Source organism: Haladaptatus ordinarius, assembly GCF_054177595.1.
The window spans coordinates 33,626-52,537 of record NZ_JBPEHH010000032.1 but is presented as its reverse complement, the minus strand read 5'-3'; the positions used below and the strand labels follow the sequence as shown (position 1 = coordinate 52,537).

At 63.2% G+C, this 18,912-nt stretch carries 17 protein-coding genes; 6 read left to right on the top strand and 11 right to left on the bottom strand.

Annotated elements, in window-relative coordinates:
- Positions 1 to 299 precede the first annotated feature (299 nt).
- Positions 300 to 818 (top strand): twin-arginine translocation signal domain-containing protein, encoded by a 519-nt coding sequence (locus ACR3FF_RS13455; protein ID WP_458188587.1) that lies wholly within the window; start codon positions 300 to 302, stop codon positions 816 to 818.
- 211 nt (positions 819 to 1,029) lie between these two features.
- On the opposite strand, the gene ACR3FF_RS13450 is transcribed toward ACR3FF_RS13455, so the two are convergent.
- Positions 1,030 to 1,617 (bottom strand): DJ-1/PfpI family protein, encoded by a 588-nt coding sequence (locus ACR3FF_RS13450; protein WP_458188586.1) that lies wholly within the window; start codon positions 1,615 to 1,617, stop codon positions 1,030 to 1,032.
- 99 nt (positions 1,618 to 1,716) lie between these two features.
- Here ACR3FF_RS13450 and ACR3FF_RS13445 point away from each other — a divergent pair, with 99 nt between their 5' ends.
- Positions 1,717 to 2,433, top strand: a complete 717-nt coding sequence (locus ACR3FF_RS13445) for a dolichyl-phosphate hexose transferase (RefSeq protein ID WP_458188585.1) — start codon at positions 1,717 to 1,719, stop codon at positions 2,431 to 2,433.
- On the opposite strand, the gene ACR3FF_RS13440 is transcribed toward ACR3FF_RS13445, so the two are convergent.
- The 7 genes from ACR3FF_RS13440 to ACR3FF_RS13410 all read right to left on the bottom strand — a co-directional run bounded on the left by ACR3FF_RS13440 (position 2,351) and on the right by ACR3FF_RS13410 (position 10,812).
- On the bottom strand, positions 2,351 to 4,519 hold the full coding sequence (locus ACR3FF_RS13440; RefSeq protein WP_458188584.1) for an ArnT family glycosyltransferase: 2,169 nt from the start codon (positions 4,517 to 4,519) through the stop codon (positions 2,351 to 2,353). The two genes, ACR3FF_RS13445 and ACR3FF_RS13440, sit on opposite strands and share 83 nt — an antisense overlap.
- On the bottom strand, positions 4,519 to 5,697 hold the full coding sequence (locus tag ACR3FF_RS13435; RefSeq protein WP_458188583.1) for an ABC transporter ATP-binding protein: 1,179 nt from the start codon (positions 5,695 to 5,697) through the stop codon (positions 4,519 to 4,521). The genes ACR3FF_RS13440 and ACR3FF_RS13435 overlap by 1 nt, the downstream gene beginning before the upstream one ends.
- Positions 5,687 to 7,288, bottom strand: a complete 1,602-nt coding sequence (locus ACR3FF_RS13430; protein ID WP_458188582.1) for an ABC transporter permease — start codon at positions 7,286 to 7,288, stop codon at positions 5,687 to 5,689. Before ACR3FF_RS13430 ends, ACR3FF_RS13435 begins: the two co-directional genes overlap by 11 nt.
- Positions 7,289 to 7,294: 6 nt before the next feature.
- Positions 7,295 to 8,461, bottom strand: coding sequence for an extracellular solute-binding protein (locus tag ACR3FF_RS13425; protein WP_458188581.1), 1,167 nt, complete (start codon positions 8,459 to 8,461; stop codon positions 7,295 to 7,297).
- A 51-nt stretch (positions 8,462 to 8,512) separates the two neighbouring features.
- The gene (locus tag ACR3FF_RS13420; RefSeq protein ID WP_458188579.1) at positions 8,513 to 9,676 is read right to left on the bottom strand and encodes an alpha-1 4-glucan-protein synthase; all 1,164 of its coding nucleotides are present in this window, start codon (positions 9,674 to 9,676) and stop codon (positions 8,513 to 8,515) included.
- 140 nt (positions 9,677 to 9,816) lie between these two features.
- Complete coding sequence (gene yciH / locus ACR3FF_RS13415) at positions 9,817 to 10,116, bottom strand: stress response translation initiation inhibitor YciH (protein WP_458188578.1); 300 nt, start codon at positions 10,114 to 10,116, stop codon at positions 9,817 to 9,819.
- A gap of 81 nt (positions 10,117 to 10,197) precedes the next feature.
- Positions 10,198 to 10,812, bottom strand: coding sequence for a DUF8147 domain-containing protein (locus tag ACR3FF_RS13410; protein WP_458188577.1), 615 nt, complete (start codon positions 10,810 to 10,812; stop codon positions 10,198 to 10,200).
- A 119-nt stretch (positions 10,813 to 10,931) separates the two neighbouring features.
- Between ACR3FF_RS13410 and ACR3FF_RS13405 the strand changes: the two genes are divergently transcribed.
- Both ACR3FF_RS13405 and ACR3FF_RS13400 read left to right on the top strand, forming a co-directional pair.
- On the top strand, positions 10,932 to 12,083 hold the full coding sequence (locus ACR3FF_RS13405; RefSeq protein WP_458188576.1) for a thiolase family protein: 1,152 nt from the start codon (positions 10,932 to 10,934) through the stop codon (positions 12,081 to 12,083).
- A 2-nt stretch (positions 12,084 to 12,085) separates the two neighbouring features.
- On the top strand, positions 12,086 to 12,481 hold the full coding sequence (locus tag ACR3FF_RS13400) for a Zn-ribbon domain-containing OB-fold protein (RefSeq protein ID WP_458188575.1): 396 nt from the start codon (positions 12,086 to 12,088) through the stop codon (positions 12,479 to 12,481).
- A gap of 447 nt (positions 12,482 to 12,928) precedes the next feature.
- Here the strand turns inward: ACR3FF_RS13400 and ACR3FF_RS13395 are convergent, their stop codons facing one another.
- The 3 genes from ACR3FF_RS13395 to ACR3FF_RS13385 form a co-directional block, all read right to left on the bottom strand.
- The gene (locus ACR3FF_RS13395; RefSeq protein WP_458188574.1) at positions 12,929 to 13,636 is read right to left on the bottom strand and encodes a DUF7547 family protein; all 708 of its coding nucleotides are present in this window, start codon (positions 13,634 to 13,636) and stop codon (positions 12,929 to 12,931) included.
- Between the two features lie 39 nt (positions 13,637 to 13,675).
- Positions 13,676 to 14,938 carry a GNAT family N-acetyltransferase gene (locus tag ACR3FF_RS13390; protein WP_458188573.1) on the bottom strand — a complete coding sequence of 421 codons (1,263 nt, stop codon included), beginning with the start codon at positions 14,936 to 14,938 and terminating at the stop codon, positions 13,676 to 13,678.
- A gap of 159 nt (positions 14,939 to 15,097) precedes the next feature.
- The gene (locus ACR3FF_RS13385; RefSeq protein ID WP_458188572.1) at positions 15,098 to 16,186 is read right to left on the bottom strand and encodes an NADH:flavin oxidoreductase/NADH oxidase; all 1,089 of its coding nucleotides are present in this window, start codon (positions 16,184 to 16,186) and stop codon (positions 15,098 to 15,100) included.
- A 113-nt stretch (positions 16,187 to 16,299) separates the two neighbouring features.
- On the opposite strand from ACR3FF_RS13385, the gene ACR3FF_RS13380 reads away from it, so the two are divergent.
- Entirely contained in the window at positions 16,300 to 16,992 is a 693-nt protein-coding gene (locus tag ACR3FF_RS13380; RefSeq protein WP_458188571.1) for a DUF7504 family protein, read from the top strand.
- A 468-nt stretch (positions 16,993 to 17,460) separates the two neighbouring features.
- Positions 17,461 to 18,891 carry an aldehyde dehydrogenase family protein gene (locus ACR3FF_RS13375; protein WP_458188570.1) on the top strand — a complete coding sequence of 477 codons (1,431 nt, stop codon included), beginning with the start codon at positions 17,461 to 17,463 and terminating at the stop codon, positions 18,889 to 18,891.
- The last annotated feature ends 21 nt before the right edge of the window (positions 18,892 to 18,912 follow it).

The window sequence follows — 18,912 nt, the reverse complement described above, 5'->3', positions numbered from 1 at the left end:
TCGAGCTGTCTTTTCCCACCACCGACCGATCGGTCGAGAGAACGGCCCCGACTACTCCTCAAATCACGTTTGATTCCGTCGATATTCATTTGTAGAACCTCTATATCCCGAAAACGTGGGAGGTAGGAAAGTGCAGCGAGTTTCCGTGGGAAAACAACACCCACGGGACCAGAGGTCGTCGTAAGTTCCGTTACCGAATCGGACACAACGATTACGGCGGGAGAATCACCGTTAGGTATTAATTAGAAGATTGAAAGTTCACACCGATTTAACAGTGTCCTGAGCGAACGTGAAAATCGATGTCCGAGAACAACGACTACGACACGGAGTCAGAAGAGCGACGCTCGTTCATGAAGAAAGGCGCAATTGGGGCGGGTGCGCTCGCGCTGGGTCTGGGCAGTGCCGGTAGCGCATCGGCACAGGAGGCTCGTGAAATCTTGGTGTACACGTACGACTACCACCCGGGCGTGCAGTTCCGCGTCGTCAGCACCCTGGAGCAATCAACGACAGTTCGACTGCTCCAGCGCCCCGGCGGCGGGAACGTCCCCGAGATTTCCCAGCCCGACGACTACAACGCCTACCTCATCCGCTATCAGCTAGGTGGCGGGGACGGTGCCCAGGGTCAGATAACCACGGTCATCTTCGGACGAAACCTGTCGCTGAGTCAGGGTAACACTCGTCGGTTCACCAGTGACGCGACCATCTTCAGCAGCCAACTCAACCTGCTCAGTTCTCGTTTCCAGGGAGGCGGGGGCGACGGTGGCGGAGGCACGACCACGACTACGACGCAGGGAGGACAGGGGAACTCGTCAGCCTAACCGGTTCGCGCTCGAAGCTGTGAACGCTCAGTACGGCTGGCCCGTCTCGTCGATGCCACCGACCGCGGGGCGGTCGATAACTTAGAACGCTAGCAGTGACGGGGTCGTCCGGCGAATCACGCGGCGATGAACGGATGGAAAAATTGGTCAGCAGTCTCCGCGACGTGTCGGAGGTCGTCTTCGTCTCGAACCGAAGTTCGGTTCGAAGCGATTACATCTCTACTGGTTCTCCGTACTCGACTTTCGTCCCCAGTACGTCCAGGAACTGTGACAACCACTCGACGTGGTCGCCCCAGTCTCGCCCGCTCACTAGATTACCGTCCGTGGTCACGCCGTCGTAGTATTCCCCGCCAGCGTCCTCGACGTCGGTCTGGAGCGCGGGATAGGCCGAACAGGTTCGACCGTCGATGACGTCGGCCGCCGCGAGAATCTGTGCGGCGTGACAGATGGCGGCGATGGGTTTGTCCTCGTCTGCGAAGTGGCGGACAGTCTCGATGACCTCGTCGTAGGTTCGAAGATACTCCGGTGCGCGCCCGCCGGGGAGAACGAGGCCGTCGTAGTCTGCGGGGTCGACGTCGTCGAACGACGCCGTGAGCGCGAAGTCGTGTCCACGGCTTTCCATGTACGTCTGGTCTCCGCGGAAGTCGTGTACCGCCGTCTTCACGGTGTCGTCGCTCCCCTTCCCGGGACACACCGCGTCGACTTCGTGGCCGACGGCTTGCAGCGCCTGGAACGGTACCATTATCTCGTAATCCTCGCCGAAGTCACCGACTATCATCAGCAGTTTCTTTCCCGTCATAGCGTAAGGAGTACGACAGAGAGAAGCAAATAGCTGCTGGTGCCACCGGTTTTTGGCAAACCTAAAACTCAAGTAGTGTCCCCGACAACCGCAAACGAGATGCAACGCGAAGCGCGGGACGAGTTCACGTTCGAGGACGTGAGCGTCGTCATGGGGACGTACGACGAGGCGGACGCGGTCGGGTCGGTGCTTTCCGACATCGAACGAGTGACCGACGGCAAGGCGGAGGTCGTCTGCGTCGATGGGTCGTCGGACAGAACTCCCGAAATCGCCGAAGAACACGGCGCTCGCGTCATTCGCCAGCGACCGCAGGGCTACGGTGTCGCAGTGCGGGAAGCCTTGCTCGCCCCGGACCGACCGGTCGTCGTGACCACCGACTGTGACGACACCTATCCGATGGAACAGCTTCCGGAGTTCCTCGACGTGCTGAATCGGGGGTACGACGTGGTGAGTGGCGACCGACTCTACTACGGCGCGGCTGCTATGCCGGAGATGAACCGCTGGGGCAACCGCGCGTTCGCCGCGCTCGCATCCGTGCTCGTGGGCGAGCGGGTCCACGACACGACGACGGGTATGCGAGCGTACCGCCGGGAGGTAGTCAAAGACATCGAGTGGACACAGAACACCGGGCTCTCGGCGGAACTGCTGATACGCCCACTGATGCGGGGCTATCGCGTGCGCGAGATTCCGATTGCGTACGACGAGCGGACCGGCGAGACGAAACTCGACCCCATTACCGGCGGGCGAGAGATAGCGGGGTCGATAGTGAAAGTGGCGACACAGGAGCGCCTGCGTCGACTCGACCCGCGGTACTGACCGTCGAGTTGAGCGATACCCCATCCAGCGTGGTCTTCTCGGGTAGATAGGTTCCCTCTCGCCCGCAGTCCAGCGTCAGCCGACAGAGTCGCGTCTGAGGCGGCCAGAGGACGCGCACCGACCCGTCTTCTGCGAGCACCGATACGTCCTGTCGGTAGGTGAACGTCGACCCGCCGGACTGGAAGACGACGACGGCGAGCGATACGTTCTCCGCACGGTCGATGGCGAAGCTCCGGGTGCGATTCGGCGTCGTGATTCGAACCCCTTCGGACGAGAGTTCCCACGATACGGCGACCGAGTCGTTCGGACGGGGGATATCGAACGTCGCCACCTCACCATCGACTTCCAGTCTGACCGTGGCGCGTGTGGCGTCGTCGGGGATGCCGACGCGGGTTCCGATTTCGACTCGCTTTCCCTCGTGGACGCGAAGCCGCTCCAGTTTCGGCGTCACTCCGGCGTCGGGTGCGGGGGACCAACGCCCGCGATAGGTGTAGCGGTAGAGTCGGCGGTCTTCGTAGGCGTCGACGAGTGCGAAATCCCCCGTCGGGCCGCGATTCTGGGCGTACACCACGTCGCCATCGAATGAGGGCTCGTTCCGGAGGGGTTGGAAGGGATGATTCAACCACCCGCCGTAGGGCGTCGGCAGGAAGACGAGGGCGTTCTCGAAGTCGCGTTCCTCGAAGGGTCGGTATGCCCGCTCGTGTTTCTCCGCCAGCGATGCGTGCTCGTCGAGTGTCGGTCGGAGGGCAGCCTGTTCTGCGACCGCCACGACGGGTGTAGTGACGAGCAACAGCGCGACCACCACCGCACGAACGCGCGTGGATTCGACGCCTGGCGTGTCGAACCGGTCGCGCACGACCGACAGGACACCACTGGCGAGGAGGATAACGCCGCTTGCCGCGAACGCCGAGAGCGGGAGCAGGAGGTCGAAGTGGTAGAACGGGCCGAACTGCGAGATGAAACCGTCGTTCGGGTCGCCGAGTTCCGCGAGGATGTTCAGATTGCCCCAGAAGAAGACGTTGCCCACGACGACCGAGACGAAGAGTCCTGCGAGGATGCCACGGAGTTCGGCGTCGGAGAGCCCCGGCGTCGTCCACTCGGGACGGTCGCGCCACAGGAACCGGGCGAGTCCGAGCCCCGCGAGGAGCGTTCCGAGCGGTGGCGCGACCGTCCACCGCGTCGCGAACGCCCAGAGGAGGTGGGCGTTCGCCCGGAGCGCGAGTGCGGGGGTGTACTGGCGAACGTAGCCCAACAGTTCCCGGTGGCCGAATCCGAGGCCGTCGTGAGGAGCGAACGCCTGGTAGGGGAACAAAAGGGGCGACCCCGTGACGAACCAGTTGTAACCGAGCGTGACGCCGACCCACACGAGTCCGAACGTGGAGACGACAGCGTACCGCGGCGCGACTCGCCGGAACTCGTCGCGCCACAGTTCGAGCACTCCGTGGACGGCGAACGGCACTGCGAACAGGATGGCGGTGTAGGGACGCGAAAAGAACGCGAGCCCGATGGCGTTTCCTGCCAGTACACCCCACGCGAGATTCGACGTTCGGACCGCTCTGACGTACGCGACCGCGAACAGCAGGTTTAGCGTCGTCGTCGGGGCGTAGGAGAGGAAGGTGGCGGACGTGAGGAGAAAGAGCGGTGAGCCGAGGAGGGCGACGCTCGCGAGCAGGCCCGTTCGGTGGTCGAAGGCGTCGCGGGTGAGCGTGTAAACGAGCGCAGCGGTGGCCGTGGCGACGCCGAACAGGGCGAGACGGAACCCGCCCGCGAGTTTCCCGAGCGCGAAGACGGCGGCGGGGACCGGCGCGTATTTCGGATACATCCGGTTCCCGTCGACGACGAAAAACCATGGTCGGAAGGCGTCCGGAAATGCGGTATGTATCGTCACCTGCCTGTCGAGCAACATCGCGGCCTGCTGGAGGTACACGCCTTCGTCGTGGTTCACCGAGAGATACGGAAAGTACTGCGTCGAGAGCCAGAAGACGACACCGCCCGCGAAGAGCGAGAACGCGGCGGGGACGAGCCACCGTCGCAGACCGGACGGTCTGAGACGTCGCCAGTCGAACTGGGGCCGCCGCGGGTTCATCAGTCGGCTTCGGGCGCGCGGGCGTGGGTTTCGCGCTGTTCACGGGGGAACCACGCTAGGTCGTGGTCTGCGGCGAGTTCCACGTCGACGGGGGATTCGAGGGAAATCTGTCGCGAGTGGTTGTGCATACACTGGAGGACGTCGGCACCCCCGTGTTCGTCGGCGTCGTTCAGTTCGACGCGGTAGAGGACGGTCGGACCGAGGTAGCGCCGGTAGGTCACGTGACCGTCGGCGGTGCCGTTTTTCGCCGGCACGGCGTCCAGGTCGTCCGGGCGGACGAGCACGTCGATTCGGGTCTTGTCGTACTGGGGGGCCAGTCCGTGAATCTGGTCGCGGGGGATGGAGCCGATTCCCGTGACTACCTCGTCGCCGTTGACGTACCCCGAGAGGAATCCGGCGTGTCCGAGGAACGAGGCGACGAAGCGCGATTCAGGGTGCTGGAACACCTGTTCCGGGCGTCCGACCTGTTCGAGTTGCCCGCCGTTCATCACGGCGACGCGGTCGCTGATGGACATCGCTTCTTCCTGGTCGTGCGTGACGGAGATGGCGGTGACTCCCGCCGCTTTCAGTATCCGCCTGACTTCCTCGCGCATCTCGACGCGCAGGTCGACGTCGAGGTTCGAGAACGGTTCGTCCAGCAGGAGTATCTCCGGTTCGGGTGCGAGCGAACGCGCGAGTGCGACGCGCTGTTGCTGGCCACCCGAAAGCTCGTCCGGATAGCTGTCGCGTTGTCGCTCCAGGTCCACGAGTTCGAACATCGCATCGACCCGGCGTTCGCGTTCCTCGTCGGACAGGTCGTTCAGGCCGAACGCGACGTTCTCCTCCGCGGTCATGTGCGGGAACAGCGCGAACTCCTGGAAGACGACGCCGATACCGCGCTGTTCGGGCGAGACGAACGAGCCGTCTCCGGCGACCGTCTCGTCGTTCAAGCGAACCTCACCACCGTCCGGGCGTTCTAGCCCCGCGATGAGACGCAAGGTGGTGGTCTTCCCGCACCCGGACGGGCCGAGCATGGTCAGGATTTCGCCCTCCCGCACCGACAGCGAGAGGTCGTCGATGACCCGCGGCCCATCGCCGTAGCGCTTGACGACCGAATCCAGTTCGAGCACCGTTTCGTTCGACCGTCGGGTTTCGTTCTGTACATCCGCACGACCGTGGAATGTTTGGCTATTTGACATCGTATCCCTCCCGTGAAAGTATGAGGAGCATCGAGAATCCGGAGACGACCAGCAGGATGAGTGCGGGCACGGCGGCGGCCCCGAAGTGACCCTGCGCCTGCGCGCTCCAGATGAACGTCGAGAGCGTGTCGAACCCGATTGGACGCAAGAGAAGCGTCGCTGGCAGTTCCTTCATCGTCGTCAGAAACACTAGCGCCGCCCCGCCGAGCAGTCCCGGCGCGATGAGCGGGAGCGTGACGGCCCGAAACGCGCCGATGGAGGTTCGGCCCAGCGTCCGGGCCGCCTCCGGCAGTTGTGGGTTCACCGTCAGGAACGACGCCCGCGTCGACCCCACCGACTGTGGCAAAAAGCGGACGACGTAGGCGAAGATGAGCGGCGGCAGGTGCTGGTACAGCGGTGACGCGTAGTTCGCACTGAAGTAGACGATGGCGAGACCCATCACGACGCCCGGCACCGCGTAGCCGATGTACGACGCTCGCTCGAACAGCGACGAGAGCCGTGACCGGTGGCGGGCCGAGAGGTACGCGACCGGGAGCCCCGAAAGCGTCGTCACCAGCGCAGCCAGTGCCGCGACGTAGACGGAGTTGGCTGCGAACTCCCACTCGAACGAGAGCGTGGTGGCGTACTGCGTGCTCTCGCCGACCAGCCAGAGTCCGAGGATGCCGATTGGAACGGCCAGCGCGAGGCCGACGACGAGGAGACAGAACGCCGTTGCGGGCCACTTCCAGCGTCCGAGTCGTACCACGTCGTCGGTTCTGCCACCCTGTCGACCAGCACTCCGTTCCTCGCCGCGAACTCGCGATTCGACGGCGAGAATGAACACCGTCCCGGTCACGAGGACCAGCGAGAGCAACGACGCGTAATCACGGCCCACGCTCTGTTCGACGTAGATGATGCGGGTGAACACGTCCACCCCCATGATGGCCGGCGTCCCGAAATCCGACAGGGCGTACAGCGCGACGAGCAGACTGCCGGCGGCGGCGGCCGGCTTGATCTGGGGTATCGTCACGCGCTTGAACGCCTCCCACCGGGAGTGGTCGAGCGTTCGCGCGGCGTCGATGAGCGTGGTATCCAGTGACTTGAACGAGGCGCGAGTGGTGATGAACACGTACGGGTAGGTGTAGAGCGTGAGCACCAGGACGGCACCTTTCATACCGTAGATTTCGGGCAGCGATTCGACGCCGAGGGGTGCGAGCAGCTGCTGGAGTTCCCCCCGTGGTCCGAACGCCGAGACGAAGGCGAACGCGCCGATGTAACTCGGAATGACGAGTGGAAGCGACACTGCGACGGTCCAGAACCGCCGGAACGGGAGATTCGTCCGAACCGTGAGATACGCGAGCGGAACCGCGAGGAGAATCGACGCCACCGTGACCCCGACGACGAGGACGGCGCTGTTCGCATAGATTTCGATGGTTCGAGGACTCGTCAGGAGAGAAATCGCACGGTCGAACTCGACTTCGAGCGCCATGCCGACCAGCCAGAGCAGGGGGAACAACACGGCGGTGGCCACCGCACCGCCCAGAAGCGTCAGGCCGAGGGGTAGCTCGTTTCCCCGCTGACTCGCCTGTTCTGACCGGGTTTCCGTTTCCATAGTGTGTTACAGCAGGTTGACCTCGCGCAAGAGATTCAACGTGGGTTCGATGTCCGACAGTTGGCCGAGGTCTAAGTTCTCCGGCGGATTGAGTTCGTCGATGGTCGGGAGCCGACCGAGTGGTTCGACCTCGGGGATGAGTGGATATTCGAACGTTTTCACCGCGAAATACTCCTGTGCTTCTGCAGACAGCAAGTGATGGACGAAGTTCTGTGCGAGTTTCTGGTCGCTCGTCGTGTCGACGACTGTGGCACCGGCCACGTTGAACATCGACCCTGCGTCGCCGTTCGTGAAGGCGGTGTCGATAGACGCGTTCTTATTGCCGGCGATGACGCGCTGGATATAGTAGTGGTTCGTGAAGCCGGCTTTAATCTCGCCACGGGCGACCGCGTCGGCGACGAGAAATTCGTCCGAGTAGGTCTTCTTTATCTGGCTGTTCTTCATCCGCGTGAGCCACTGTTTCGTCTTCTGTCGGCCGTTCAGAATCCGCATCGCGGTTACGAACGCCTGGAACGAACCGTAGGAGGGCGCCCACCCCATCGCGTTGTTGAACTTCGACTGGTCCGGGAACGCGAAGATGTCGTTCGGGACGTCCTTCTTGCCCAAACTGTTCGTGTTGAACGGGATCGTGCGCGCCCGCCCGGAGGTGCCGACCCACTCCCCTTGCGGGTCGCGGAACTGCTTTTTGACCTCGTTCAGCACGTCTTTCGGGAGTTTCGTGGTTCTGCCCGCGTCCGCGAGCAGGCCGAGCGACCCGGCGTTGACGGAGTAAAATACGTCGGCGGGGCTGTTTTTGCCCTCCGTTTTTATCTTCTGGACGAGGTCGGTGGAGTTGCCGTACAGGGGTTTCACATCGAAATCGTCGTAGAGGTTCTCGATGAACGTCACGAGTTCGCCGACGAGCGCCTGTCCGCGTCCCGAGTAGAGCGTCAGCTCGCCCTTCAGGTCGGGAAGCTCTTTCATCGAGGTGCCACCGGGAATCTTCCGGTCGCCGAACGGTGAGCGCCCGGAACCGATCTGTCCCGCCACGTTCGAACCGTCGTCTTTCTTCCCGTCGTTTCCGATGATTCCGAGACACCCTGAAAGCGTCGCGCTACCGACCGCGCTCGCGCCGACGGCGAGGAATCGCCGTCGGTTGTACCCCTCGTCGCCAGCAGAGCCGCGTCGCTGCATACATGGAATTAGGCTAGCCTAAAACGTTTATACCTACCGGTTTTCGGACGGTCAGTCGTCCGCAAAGGCAGGGGTGGCGGTGGGAATCGCTTCGAGCGAGTCGAGACAATCCAGCCAGTCGTGCATGTATTCGCCGACGTAGGTGAAAAACTCGCCGTTTTGGTACGCCGACCAGTCGCCCGCGACGAGTTCGTCGGCCATCGCGGCGAAGACCTCGGCGTAGGAATCGCCAGTCCCGCCGACGTCGTCGACCACCTTCCAGAGGTGTTCGTTCAACTCCAACCCCGCGACTTCGTTCTGGAGGTCGCCGAACGTAGAGCGGGGCGCTTTGTTGTGTTCACAGAGCGGGCCACCCGTGTAGATTTTCGTTCCGAGCACGTCACAGGCGCGTTTCAAGAACACGCCACTCCAGATGTCGTCGAACCGGCCCACGTCCCACGGGTTGTCGTCCATCGGGAGCTGGTAGAACGCCGGAACGACTTCCCGGCGGAACGCGAGATTCATCGAGCAGACCGTGAGGTAGTTGCCGGGTGCGACCACGAAATCGTCGTCGAAGTCCTCCCGCGAGGTGCGCGTCTGGGCCTGTCCCTGCAAGTCACCGTCCATCAGGATTCGAACGGCGTCGAGGTCGGGGACGTTCGTCCAGAGGCCCTGCGACGCCACCACGTTCGAGACGTAGGCCGTCTCGGTCTCGGTCCCTTCGTCCATCGCCGAGTAGGGGTAGCCACGAGGGTACAGGCCGTGTTCGTCGTCGTTCTGGTAGAGGACGTTCACCCACTGCTCGTCGGAGGACACTCGCTCGATTTCGCCCTCGAACTGGAGGTTGCGCAGGTGGCGGCCGAAGAAGTCGAAGTCGGGGTGAGGAAGGGTGTCGTCGTCGATGAAAACGCCGTACTCGAACTCGCCCGCCCAGAGGTAGAGCAGGCCGAAACTCGTCTGGGCGTGGCTGGCTTCGGGAATCAAGTGGCTGTACTCCGGTATCCCGTGCGTATCGAACCACTGCTCTCGGCGCGTTCCGTCGAACACCGCACCCGAGACGCCCTCCGATTCGAGCACCGCTTCCATCTCGTCGGTGTCACAGAAATCCTCCGTGACCAGCACGACGTGCAGTCGGTCCAGGTCGAATCCGTGCTCGCGAGCGTTGTCGAAGTACTCCCGCATGCACTCGTACTCACGAATCGTCGGGACGACGACGCAGATGTCCTCCTCGCTCATCTTCTCTGGTTCCCTGTGGTTTAGGCTGTCCTAAAAGGTTGTCTATCCGTGCCCGTCGTGGGTGACTCCGGAAGCGTCGAACGGGAAATTCCGGCGTATCGAACGCTGCAAGAACGAGCGGGCGAAGTCCGGCGAAGCGACTACGCTATCTCGTAGCCCTTCTCTCGTAGAACATTCGCCACGCGCTCGCGGTGGTCGCCCTGTAGTTCGATCGTCCCCTTGTGTACCGTCCCGCCGGTCGCCATCTTTCGTTTGAGTTCCGACGCGAGTTCTTTCACGTCTATCTCGTGGGGGTCGAACCCCTCGACGATGGTGACGGGCTTGTCGTACCGCCGTTTTTCGGTTCGGATGGTGAGACGCTGTTCGGTTCTCCCCAGGTCTTCGTCAATGCCGAGTTCCTCTGGCAGTCCCGTGATGGAACTAAAGTCGTCTTTTGCCACGGCAGCGGGAACTACACCGTCGAACGACTTGTCCTTTGTCCCATGTCAACACGCCGGTAATCGTCGACGTTCTCTGAGTGCTCACGCGGCGCGACGACGCAAGCGACCGAACGAGACGACGATGACGACGAGACCGACGACGACGGCGAGTGGAGCGGTGAACATGGTCGCCGGCCAGATGTGCGGGTCGAGCAGTTCGGTCGTGGCGACGAACACGATACCGGTGACGAGGATGCCCACGAGGAGCGCGCCGAGCGCGGAGATGACAGTCTGCCATCGCTCGCGCGCGGAGGGCGCATGGGCGACCCGGGTCACGAACCCGTAGACGACGAACGCTCCGATACCACCACCGACGAGGCCGGTACCGACGGCCCACGATTCCGCACCGGGGCCGTCGAGGTCGAGTCCGACGAGGCCGCCCACGACGAGGTACCCGATAGCGCCACCGAACAGCGCGATAGTGGAGGCGGGGAGTGGGCGGCGGGGAGCGTGGGGGCCATTGCGGCCGCCGAGGACGTGTGCGGCCAGTAGCCCGGTTGCGACACCGACCGTGGTGGCGACTGGAACGCCGACGAACGTGACGAGCGCTCTTTCGTCGGGGAAGCGAACCGAGAACGCCCAGCGTGCGCCGAGGTAGACGATGGCGAATCCCAGGACCGCCGCGAGGAGGCCGCCAATAGTCTCTTTTCGTTCCATAACAGGATGAACGAACTCCGGACGGATAAGCGGAATCGCTGGTCACCACCCCGTGAGAACGAACAGTGTCGCTTCGGAGAATCTCAAGTTTCTAAACCCACCACCCCGTTGTCTGTAGTATGAACCGAGTCGCAGTCATCGGGGCGTCGATGACGCAGTTCGGCACGCGCGACGCCTGGATACGCGAACTACTCGCGGAGGCGGGGGAGGCTTGTCTCGACAACGCCGGCGTCTCGCCTCTCGACGTCCAACACCTCTACGTCTCGAACATGGCGAGCGGCGAGTTCGAGGGGCAGACCGGCGTTCCGAACGCACTGGCACACGACCTGGGTACGCTTCCGGCGTACACCCAGCGCGTCGACCAGACGAGCGCCAGCGGCGGTGCCGGAATCTTCGCCGCGTGGCAGTCGGTCGCCTCTGGCGCGAGCGACCTGACCCTGCTCGTCGGCGGCGAGAAGATGACCCACAGGACGACCGCCGAATCGACGGACGTCATCGCCTCGCTCACCCATCCGGAGGAGTACAAACACGGCGTCACGCTTCCGAGTTTCGCGGGGCTGACCGCCCGGCGGTATCTCCACGAGTACGACGCACCGCGCGAGAGTCTGGCGAAGGTGGCCGTGAAGAACCATCAGAACGGCGTGGACAACCCCCACGCCCAGTTCCGAAAGGAGGTCGACCTGGAGACGGTGATGGACTCGCCCATCGTCGCCGACCCACTGCGCCTCTACGATTTCTGTCCCATCACGGACGGGAGCGCGGCGCTCCTGTTCTGCCCGGAATCGGTGGCGAGTGAGTACACCGACGACTACACCGTCGTCTCGGGCATCGCGGGCGCGACGGACACCCACGTCGTCCACCAGCGCGCCGACCCCACGGTGATGGGCGCGGCCTACGAGAGCAGCGAACTCGCCTACCAGATGGCAGAACGCGACCCGGAGGACGTGGACGTGGCCGAACTCCACGACATGTTCACCATCCTCGAGTTCCTCCAGAGCGAGGCGGTCGGCTTCTTCGAGCAGGGTGAGGGCTGGCGAGCGGTCGAGATGGGCGTCACCGACCGCGACGGTGAGTTGCCCATCAACACCTCCGGCGGTCTCAAGTCGAAAGGCCACCCTCTCGGCGCGAGCGGCGTCGCACAGGCGTACGAACTCCACCAGCAGTTGCTCGGCGAGGCCGGGAACCGACAGGTCGATGCGGAGGTCGCACTGGCCTGTAACGTCGGCGGGTTCGGCAACTGCGTCACCACCACCATCATGGAGGTCCCCTGACCATGACGCTCGAAGCACATCGCTGTCCGAACGGCCACGTCACCACGCCCGGACATCCGCGCTGTCCGGAGTGTGCGAAACCGCAAACCGAGACCATCGACCTGACCGACCGCACCGCCGAGGTCGTCACGTGGACGACCAGCACCGCGACACCGCCCGGCGTCCGCCAGCCGAACCATCTCGCCATCGTGGAGTTCTCGGTCGAGAAATCGGGCCGAGACTCGGACGAGTGGGTTCCCGACGATTCGGTCCGGACCATCGGCCAACTGACGACCGGCGACGTCGAAATCGGCGACGAGGTTCGACCGATTCACGTCGAAGAACTACGCGACCCCGAAGCCGGGATTCGGGAGGCGGCGAGCCAGGACTGGGACGGCTATCGGTTCGAACCGGTCTGAGACCGGGTGGGAAAGGGATCGGTGTCGTCCCGAAAGCCTCCAGTCGGTTGTTCCGACGGGTTGGACTTGTCGCGCCGCATTTGGACGGGTTTCGGCGTCCCAGATGTCTTCGAAAGTCCCACCTAAACCGACCGCAACCGCGACGACCGGCCAGCCGCCGAGTGCACACACGTGTCGAGCACGAAATCGCGCCGGCCCGTCCGTTCCTCTTCCCGGCGGATTGAAAGGGCGAGCGGGGTACCCGAAGCACGACCTACCAAGCACCGCAAGGAATGAGTGAAGCGAGCGACTGAGGAGCGCAGCTCGGGCGCGCGAGGGTAGCACGCGAGGGCTTTCGAGGATGCTATTTTCCAGTTCTCGATTTCTCTCGTAGGGAGCAATCGAGACGTTCTAGTAGCAAGTCATCCGGTTTTCCAAAATTATCGCACCACCGAGGGGGAATCTTCCTCACTCGTCGGAATCGTCCGAGCCCTCTTCGCCCTCGTCACCGACTGAACCGTCGCCGTTCGAATCGTCGTCCGAATTCTCGTCTTTCACGCCGAGTTCGTTCCGAATCGAGCGCAGTTCGGCGTCCACGTCCACCTCGGGTTTCTCGTCCTCGTCGACATCGGAACGTCCGTCCCCACTTTCGTCCTCGCCTTTCTCTTCGATGTCTATCCTCGTCGCCGCCTCGCGACCGGCGTCGGCCCGTTCACGACCCGTCGAGACTTCTTCCCGTATGTCCTCGCTGAGTGTGCGCGCGTCTTCGAGCAGTCGTCTGGCGGCCGGTTCTCGCGGCAGTCCACCTTCAGTGAGTGCGTCTTCGACCTCTTCTAACGTGGTTTCGAGACGGTCAAGCGTGGCTCGGCTGACGCGATTCGCGCGGGAACTCAGTTCAGAGCGCGCCTCTCGCGTCGAATCGTACTCCGGGTCGACGAGGCGGATGATTTGCTGGAGGGCTTTCAACGCGCGGACGTTCGCCTCGAGCATCGCGACCAGCGTCGGAATTGCGTGCTCGCCGGTAAACGAGAGCACCTCTCGGGGCGTCGGTGGACGCGGGAGACCGAACGCACCGCGAGGTGGTTCACGGAGTTCGCTCTGGAGGTCGCGCAGCGTCGTCTCCAACGCCTCGATGCGTTCTTCGAGGTCCTCGCGGTCGCCCCGGTCGTCTGACATACCCGAACGTTGGCACCGCAGAACAAAAGCGTTGGTTGCTCAAAAACCTTCCCGCAAGAACACGTCCCGCTTCGGAAACAGGGTTTCGAGACGGTCGCGGGGGTCCGAGGACCCGACGGTGAGGTTCCCGAATCGTTCGCACTCTTCGACCGAGTAGTAGCCCGCAACGAGTTGTGAGAGCGTGTTGACGTCGGTCGTCACGTCCGGGCCGGTGGCAGAGTCGGGAGCGGTGGCGGACTCGACGTCGGCGTCGATTCGGTCACAGCGAACGCTATCTCCGGTGACCAGTTCGAAGGTTCCTTCGTTCCACTCGGCCAGCGGGTCGGAAACCCGGAGGCTGATTCGACCGTCGGCGTCGGGATAGGAGAGTCGTTCGAGTGCGCGTGCGACGTCCACGAGGCGGAACATCGGCCCGGTTCGAACCTCGCAGTCGACCTCTCGTGGGTCGTCCACCACGTCGAGCAAGTCGGTGTTATCGGGTCCGTAGAGGCGCACCGAGTCGACTTGCGAATCGTGATACTGAACGAAGCGGAGGAGATGGCGATAGGCTTCGTCGTCGACGTGTGCGAGCTCCCGAACGCGGAGTTGCTTGTCGTCGCCGTCCTCCTCGATACTGTAGACAATGTATCCACGTAGGTCGCCGACCTGGGATTCGTCGCCTTCGGTCTTCGAGGACGACTGTTCCTCGCCGGCGAACCAACCGTACACGAACGGGTCTTTCTGCCAGCCCTCGAACACGCGGTGGCGCCACCACGCTTTGGTTCGGTCGAGCGTCAGCGCGTACTGTTCGCCGTGAGCGGCCAGAACCGGTTCCAGCAGTTCCCAGTCGTCGGCGTCGAGGCGTCGAAACTCCCCCTTCGGTTCGGTGTCGAGTGCCAGCGCGTCGGTCGTCGACTCGTACTGCGTGTACTTCGTGACCGTCGCCCACCCGTACTTTCTGTAGAACTCGTACGCGAAGGGCCAGAGTGCGGAGAAGACGACGTCGTTCTCGCGGTACTCCACGAGCGATTCCGCGAGCATCTGTTCGACCAGCCCTCGCCTGCGGCTTTCGGGTGGTGATGCGACGGCAGACAGTCCCGCCACGTCGTGCCAGTCGTCCCGAACGCGTGCCGTGAACCAGTGGTGCTTGCAGACACAGAGTAAGTCCTCACCGTCGAAGAGACCGCGCCGGTCACCGAGTTCCGGTTTGTCGTCGTCCTCGTCGTCGTCCGGTTTCGGACCGGCCTCCGGACGAAACGCGTAGCGAAGAAACTGCCGGTACTGCTGTTTTCGTTCCGCAGGAACTGGGCGGTATTCGGGCATACCGGAGCGTAGACTGAAGACCCAAAAATAGATTGTGGACTGGACAGACATATCACATGTCGTTATACGAAATGAACGCTCTATCGTTCGCGACGGCGACGGTCGTGTGACGGCGTCGGGGTGGGCGAGCGGTCGTGGGTGGGGCGTCGTTGCCTCGCGTCACACCGCCCGTCGATACTGCACCGGCCACTCAACGCGGTCTTCGGCACCGAGTGCTTCGGCGGCGTGGAGCGTGAAGTACGGATCCCGGAGATGTTCACGCCCGACGATGGCGAGGTCCGCGCGTCCGTTCCGGACGAGGGCGTCGGCCTGGGCAGGGTCGGTGATGCCACCGACTGCGCCGACCGGGAGGTCCGTCTCGTTTCCGATTCGCTCGGCGTAGGGAACCTGGTAATTGGGGCCGGGGTTCGGAATCCGCTGGTCGGGATGGAGGCCGCCCGCGCTCACGTCCACGAGGTCGACGCCGGTGTCGACGAGGTGTTCGCTCAAGCGGACGGAATCGTCGACGGTCCAGGACTCACGGTCGGGCAACCAGTCGGTCGCGGAAATCCGGACGAACACAGGTTTGTCGTCCGGCCAGACCGACCGAACCGCGTCGGTCACCTCGCGGACGATGCGAGTTCGGTTCTCGAAACTGCCTCCGTATTCGTCGTCACGGTGGTTAGTGACCGGCGAGAGAAACTCGTGGAGGAGATAGCCGTGGGCGGCGTGAACCTCTGCGATTTCGAACCCGGCGTCGAGCGCACGTCGGGACGCGCTGGCGAACGCGTCTACGACGGTCGCGATGTCGTCGCGGGTCATCTCTCGGATTTCCGGCGGGGTGGCGTCGTACGGCCACGAGTTTGCACTCGGGGCGACCGTCTCCCATCCACCCTCGTCCGGTCGTAACGGGTCGCTCCCGTCCCACGGTCGAGTTTTACTTGCCTTTCGACCCGCGTGAGCGAGTTGAATCGCCGGGAGTGCTCCCTGCTCGTCGATGAACTCCGCGACGAGAGCGAGGGCACTCGCATGGTCGTCGCTCCAGATTCCGAGGTCGTTCGGCGAGATTCGACCGCGGGGTTCGACCGCAGTGGCTTCCGTCATCACGATTCCCGCCCCACCGACGGCACGACTGCCGAGATGGACGCGGTGCCAGGGGGTTGCGAGTCCGTCGTCGTCACAGGAGTACTGGCACATCGGAGACACCATAACGCGGTTTCGTGCTGTACTTTCGCCGAGTTCGAGCGAACTGAACAGGTCGTCGGTCATCGGTGGTGAATACACACCTCCCTGTGAAGACTCCTGGAAACACTGCCGTATTTGCCGACTTTTTGATCTGAAAACTCAAAAACTTATAACTAGTAGTGTATAACGATTAAATAATGGTCTGTAGGGGAGAAACCAGTGCTCACACGGCCGAACCGGCGGCGGTGTTCACGCGAACGCTGGCCGGACTCAAACGACGAGGGAGTGGACTGTTGCTGGTCGGAGCGGACCCTACGCTGACGCAAGCTTGCGACCGATTCCTCGGTGAGTCCGAAACTGACCCACGATATCGGCTGTTCGTCCGGACGGATGACAACTGCACGCACTCGGACGCCGCTGCTTCGGGACGGGTAAAGTGTATCGAGCGAGCGACACGGACTCGAAGCACTGCGGCCAGCACACAACCTACGGCCGCGAAGTCGACACCCCCGGTGGACACGACGGTGCTCACGAAGCCGAGTCTCTCCGCACTCGGCATCGCTATCTCCGATGCGATAGCGGAGTTCGAGGGAGAGAGCGGTGGCCTACAGCCGGGCGAACTCCGCGTCTGTTTCGATTCGCTTACGCCGCTGTTCGAAGAGCACACTCGCGAATCGGTGTTCCGGTTCCTACACATTCTGACCGCCCGCGTTCGGAACGTCAACGGGATGGCTCACTTCCACCTCCCCGCGGAGATGGAGTCGGCTCTCGTCACCGACCTCGCGCCCATTTTCGACGCCATCGTCGAAGTCCGCACCGCGGGCGGCCACGCCGAACAGCGGTGGAAACTCGTCCAGCAGGACGTGACGACCGATTGGTTGTCGCTCTGAAAGCAGTGTTCTCGGGTACGCTACTCGGCCAGTAGCCACTGGTGACGAGTACAATCGGGAGACGATTCGAAGGCCGTCCGTCGGCGCGAATCGGGGAAACGATGAGGACCGATTCTCGTACGCCATCTGCCCGTAAAAAGCCGGCCAGTATATCAATACGTCTTCGGTGAGAACCGTCGGCCAACACGGGGGAGAATCGAACCGGGAAAAGAGGACCGAACCGGGAACGTCCCGAGCGAGAACATCGTTGGCTGTGCGAACTACAGCGCACGCCGAAGAGTCGGGCAGGCGATGCCGAGCGCGGGATGGTTTCCCACGCGACGCGGAGTCGAACCTGAGAGACTACCACGCGAAGAAAATTACCACACGTGGATGGGTAGCGTTCCGCACCGAACAGATAAAAGCAAAGATGCGGCATTAATCCGAATGTGAGTAAATAATTTACCTGCCGAGAACCAAGGGACAAGTATGACACAGAAACGCCTCCACCGACGGGACCGATTCTACATCGACGGCGAATGGCTCGAGGCCGACGACGTGCTTGAAGTCAGCGACCTCGCGGAGGACGGTATCTTCGCGGAAATCGCCGCAACGGACGCAGAACACGCGGACCGAGCACTCGCCGCCGCACAGCGCGCACAGACGGAGATGCGCGAAACCACCATCCCACAGCGCGCCGAGTGGGTAAAGACCATCGCCGACGGCCTCATCGAACGAAAGGACGAACTGGCGGACGTCATCGTCCGCGAGGCTGGCAAGCCGATTTCCAGTGCGCGCGGCGAAGTCGAGAGCGCCGCCGAACGATTCCGCCGCGCGGCAGAGGAGGCCCACGACCTCCGCGGCGAGTACCGCGAGGGAACGACGAAGGGCCACGAAGGCTGGGAGGCCATCGTCAAACCGGAGCCGATCGGCACCGTACTCGCCATCACGCCGTACAACTACCCCCTCGCGACCACCGCACTGGAGGTCGCGCCCGCACTCGCAGCGGGCAACAGCGTCATCTTGAAGCCAGCCAGCAAGACCCCGGTGAGCGCGGCGATTCTCACCGAGATAATCGCCGAGACCGACGTTCCCGATGGCGCGTTCAACTTCACGCCGGGTCGGGGGAGCGAAATCGGTGACCTCCTCGTGGGAGACGACCGCGTGAACATGATAACCATGACAGGGTCCAGTGCCGCAGGCAAACACGTCGCGCGCAAGAGCGGGATGGTCAACCTCCACATGGAACTCGGTGGCAACGCACCCGCCGTCGTGTTCCCGGACGCCGACCTTTCGGACGTGGCCGGTGCCTGCGCGAAGGGGTCGCTCAAGTACGCGGGACAGCGCTGCTCCGCGGTGAGCCGAGTCGTCGCCCACGAGGACGTTCACGACGAAATCGTTGAGCGACTCGACGCGACGATGGACGCGTGGACCATCGGCGACCTGTTCGACGAGGAGACTCAGATGGGTCCACTCATCAGCGAGAGCCAGGCCGACTGGGTCGAAGAGCTCGTCGAAGACGCCGTCGAGAAGGGTGCCGACGTGGTGCGCGGCGGCGGGCGCGACGGCCAGTTCTTCGAGCCCACGCTCCTGGCGAACGTCCCCCACGACGCCCGAATCGTTCACGAAGAGCAGTTCGGCCCCATCGCGGCGGTGACCACCTTCCGGAACGAGGAGGAAGCCATCGAGATTTCGAACGGCGGCGACCTGGCGCTCGACGCAGCGGTGTTCACGAAAGACTACGACCGCGCACGCCGGATGGCCAACAAACTCGATGCCGGGGCAGTTCGCATCAACGGTGCGCCGAGCCACGGACTCGGAGATATCCCGTTCGGCGGGAACAAAGGCTCCGGAATCGGTCGGCAGGGACTCCACCTCACCATCGAGGAGATGGTCCGGCAGAAGACCATCATCCTCTGAAACAGTCCGTACCGCTGACCG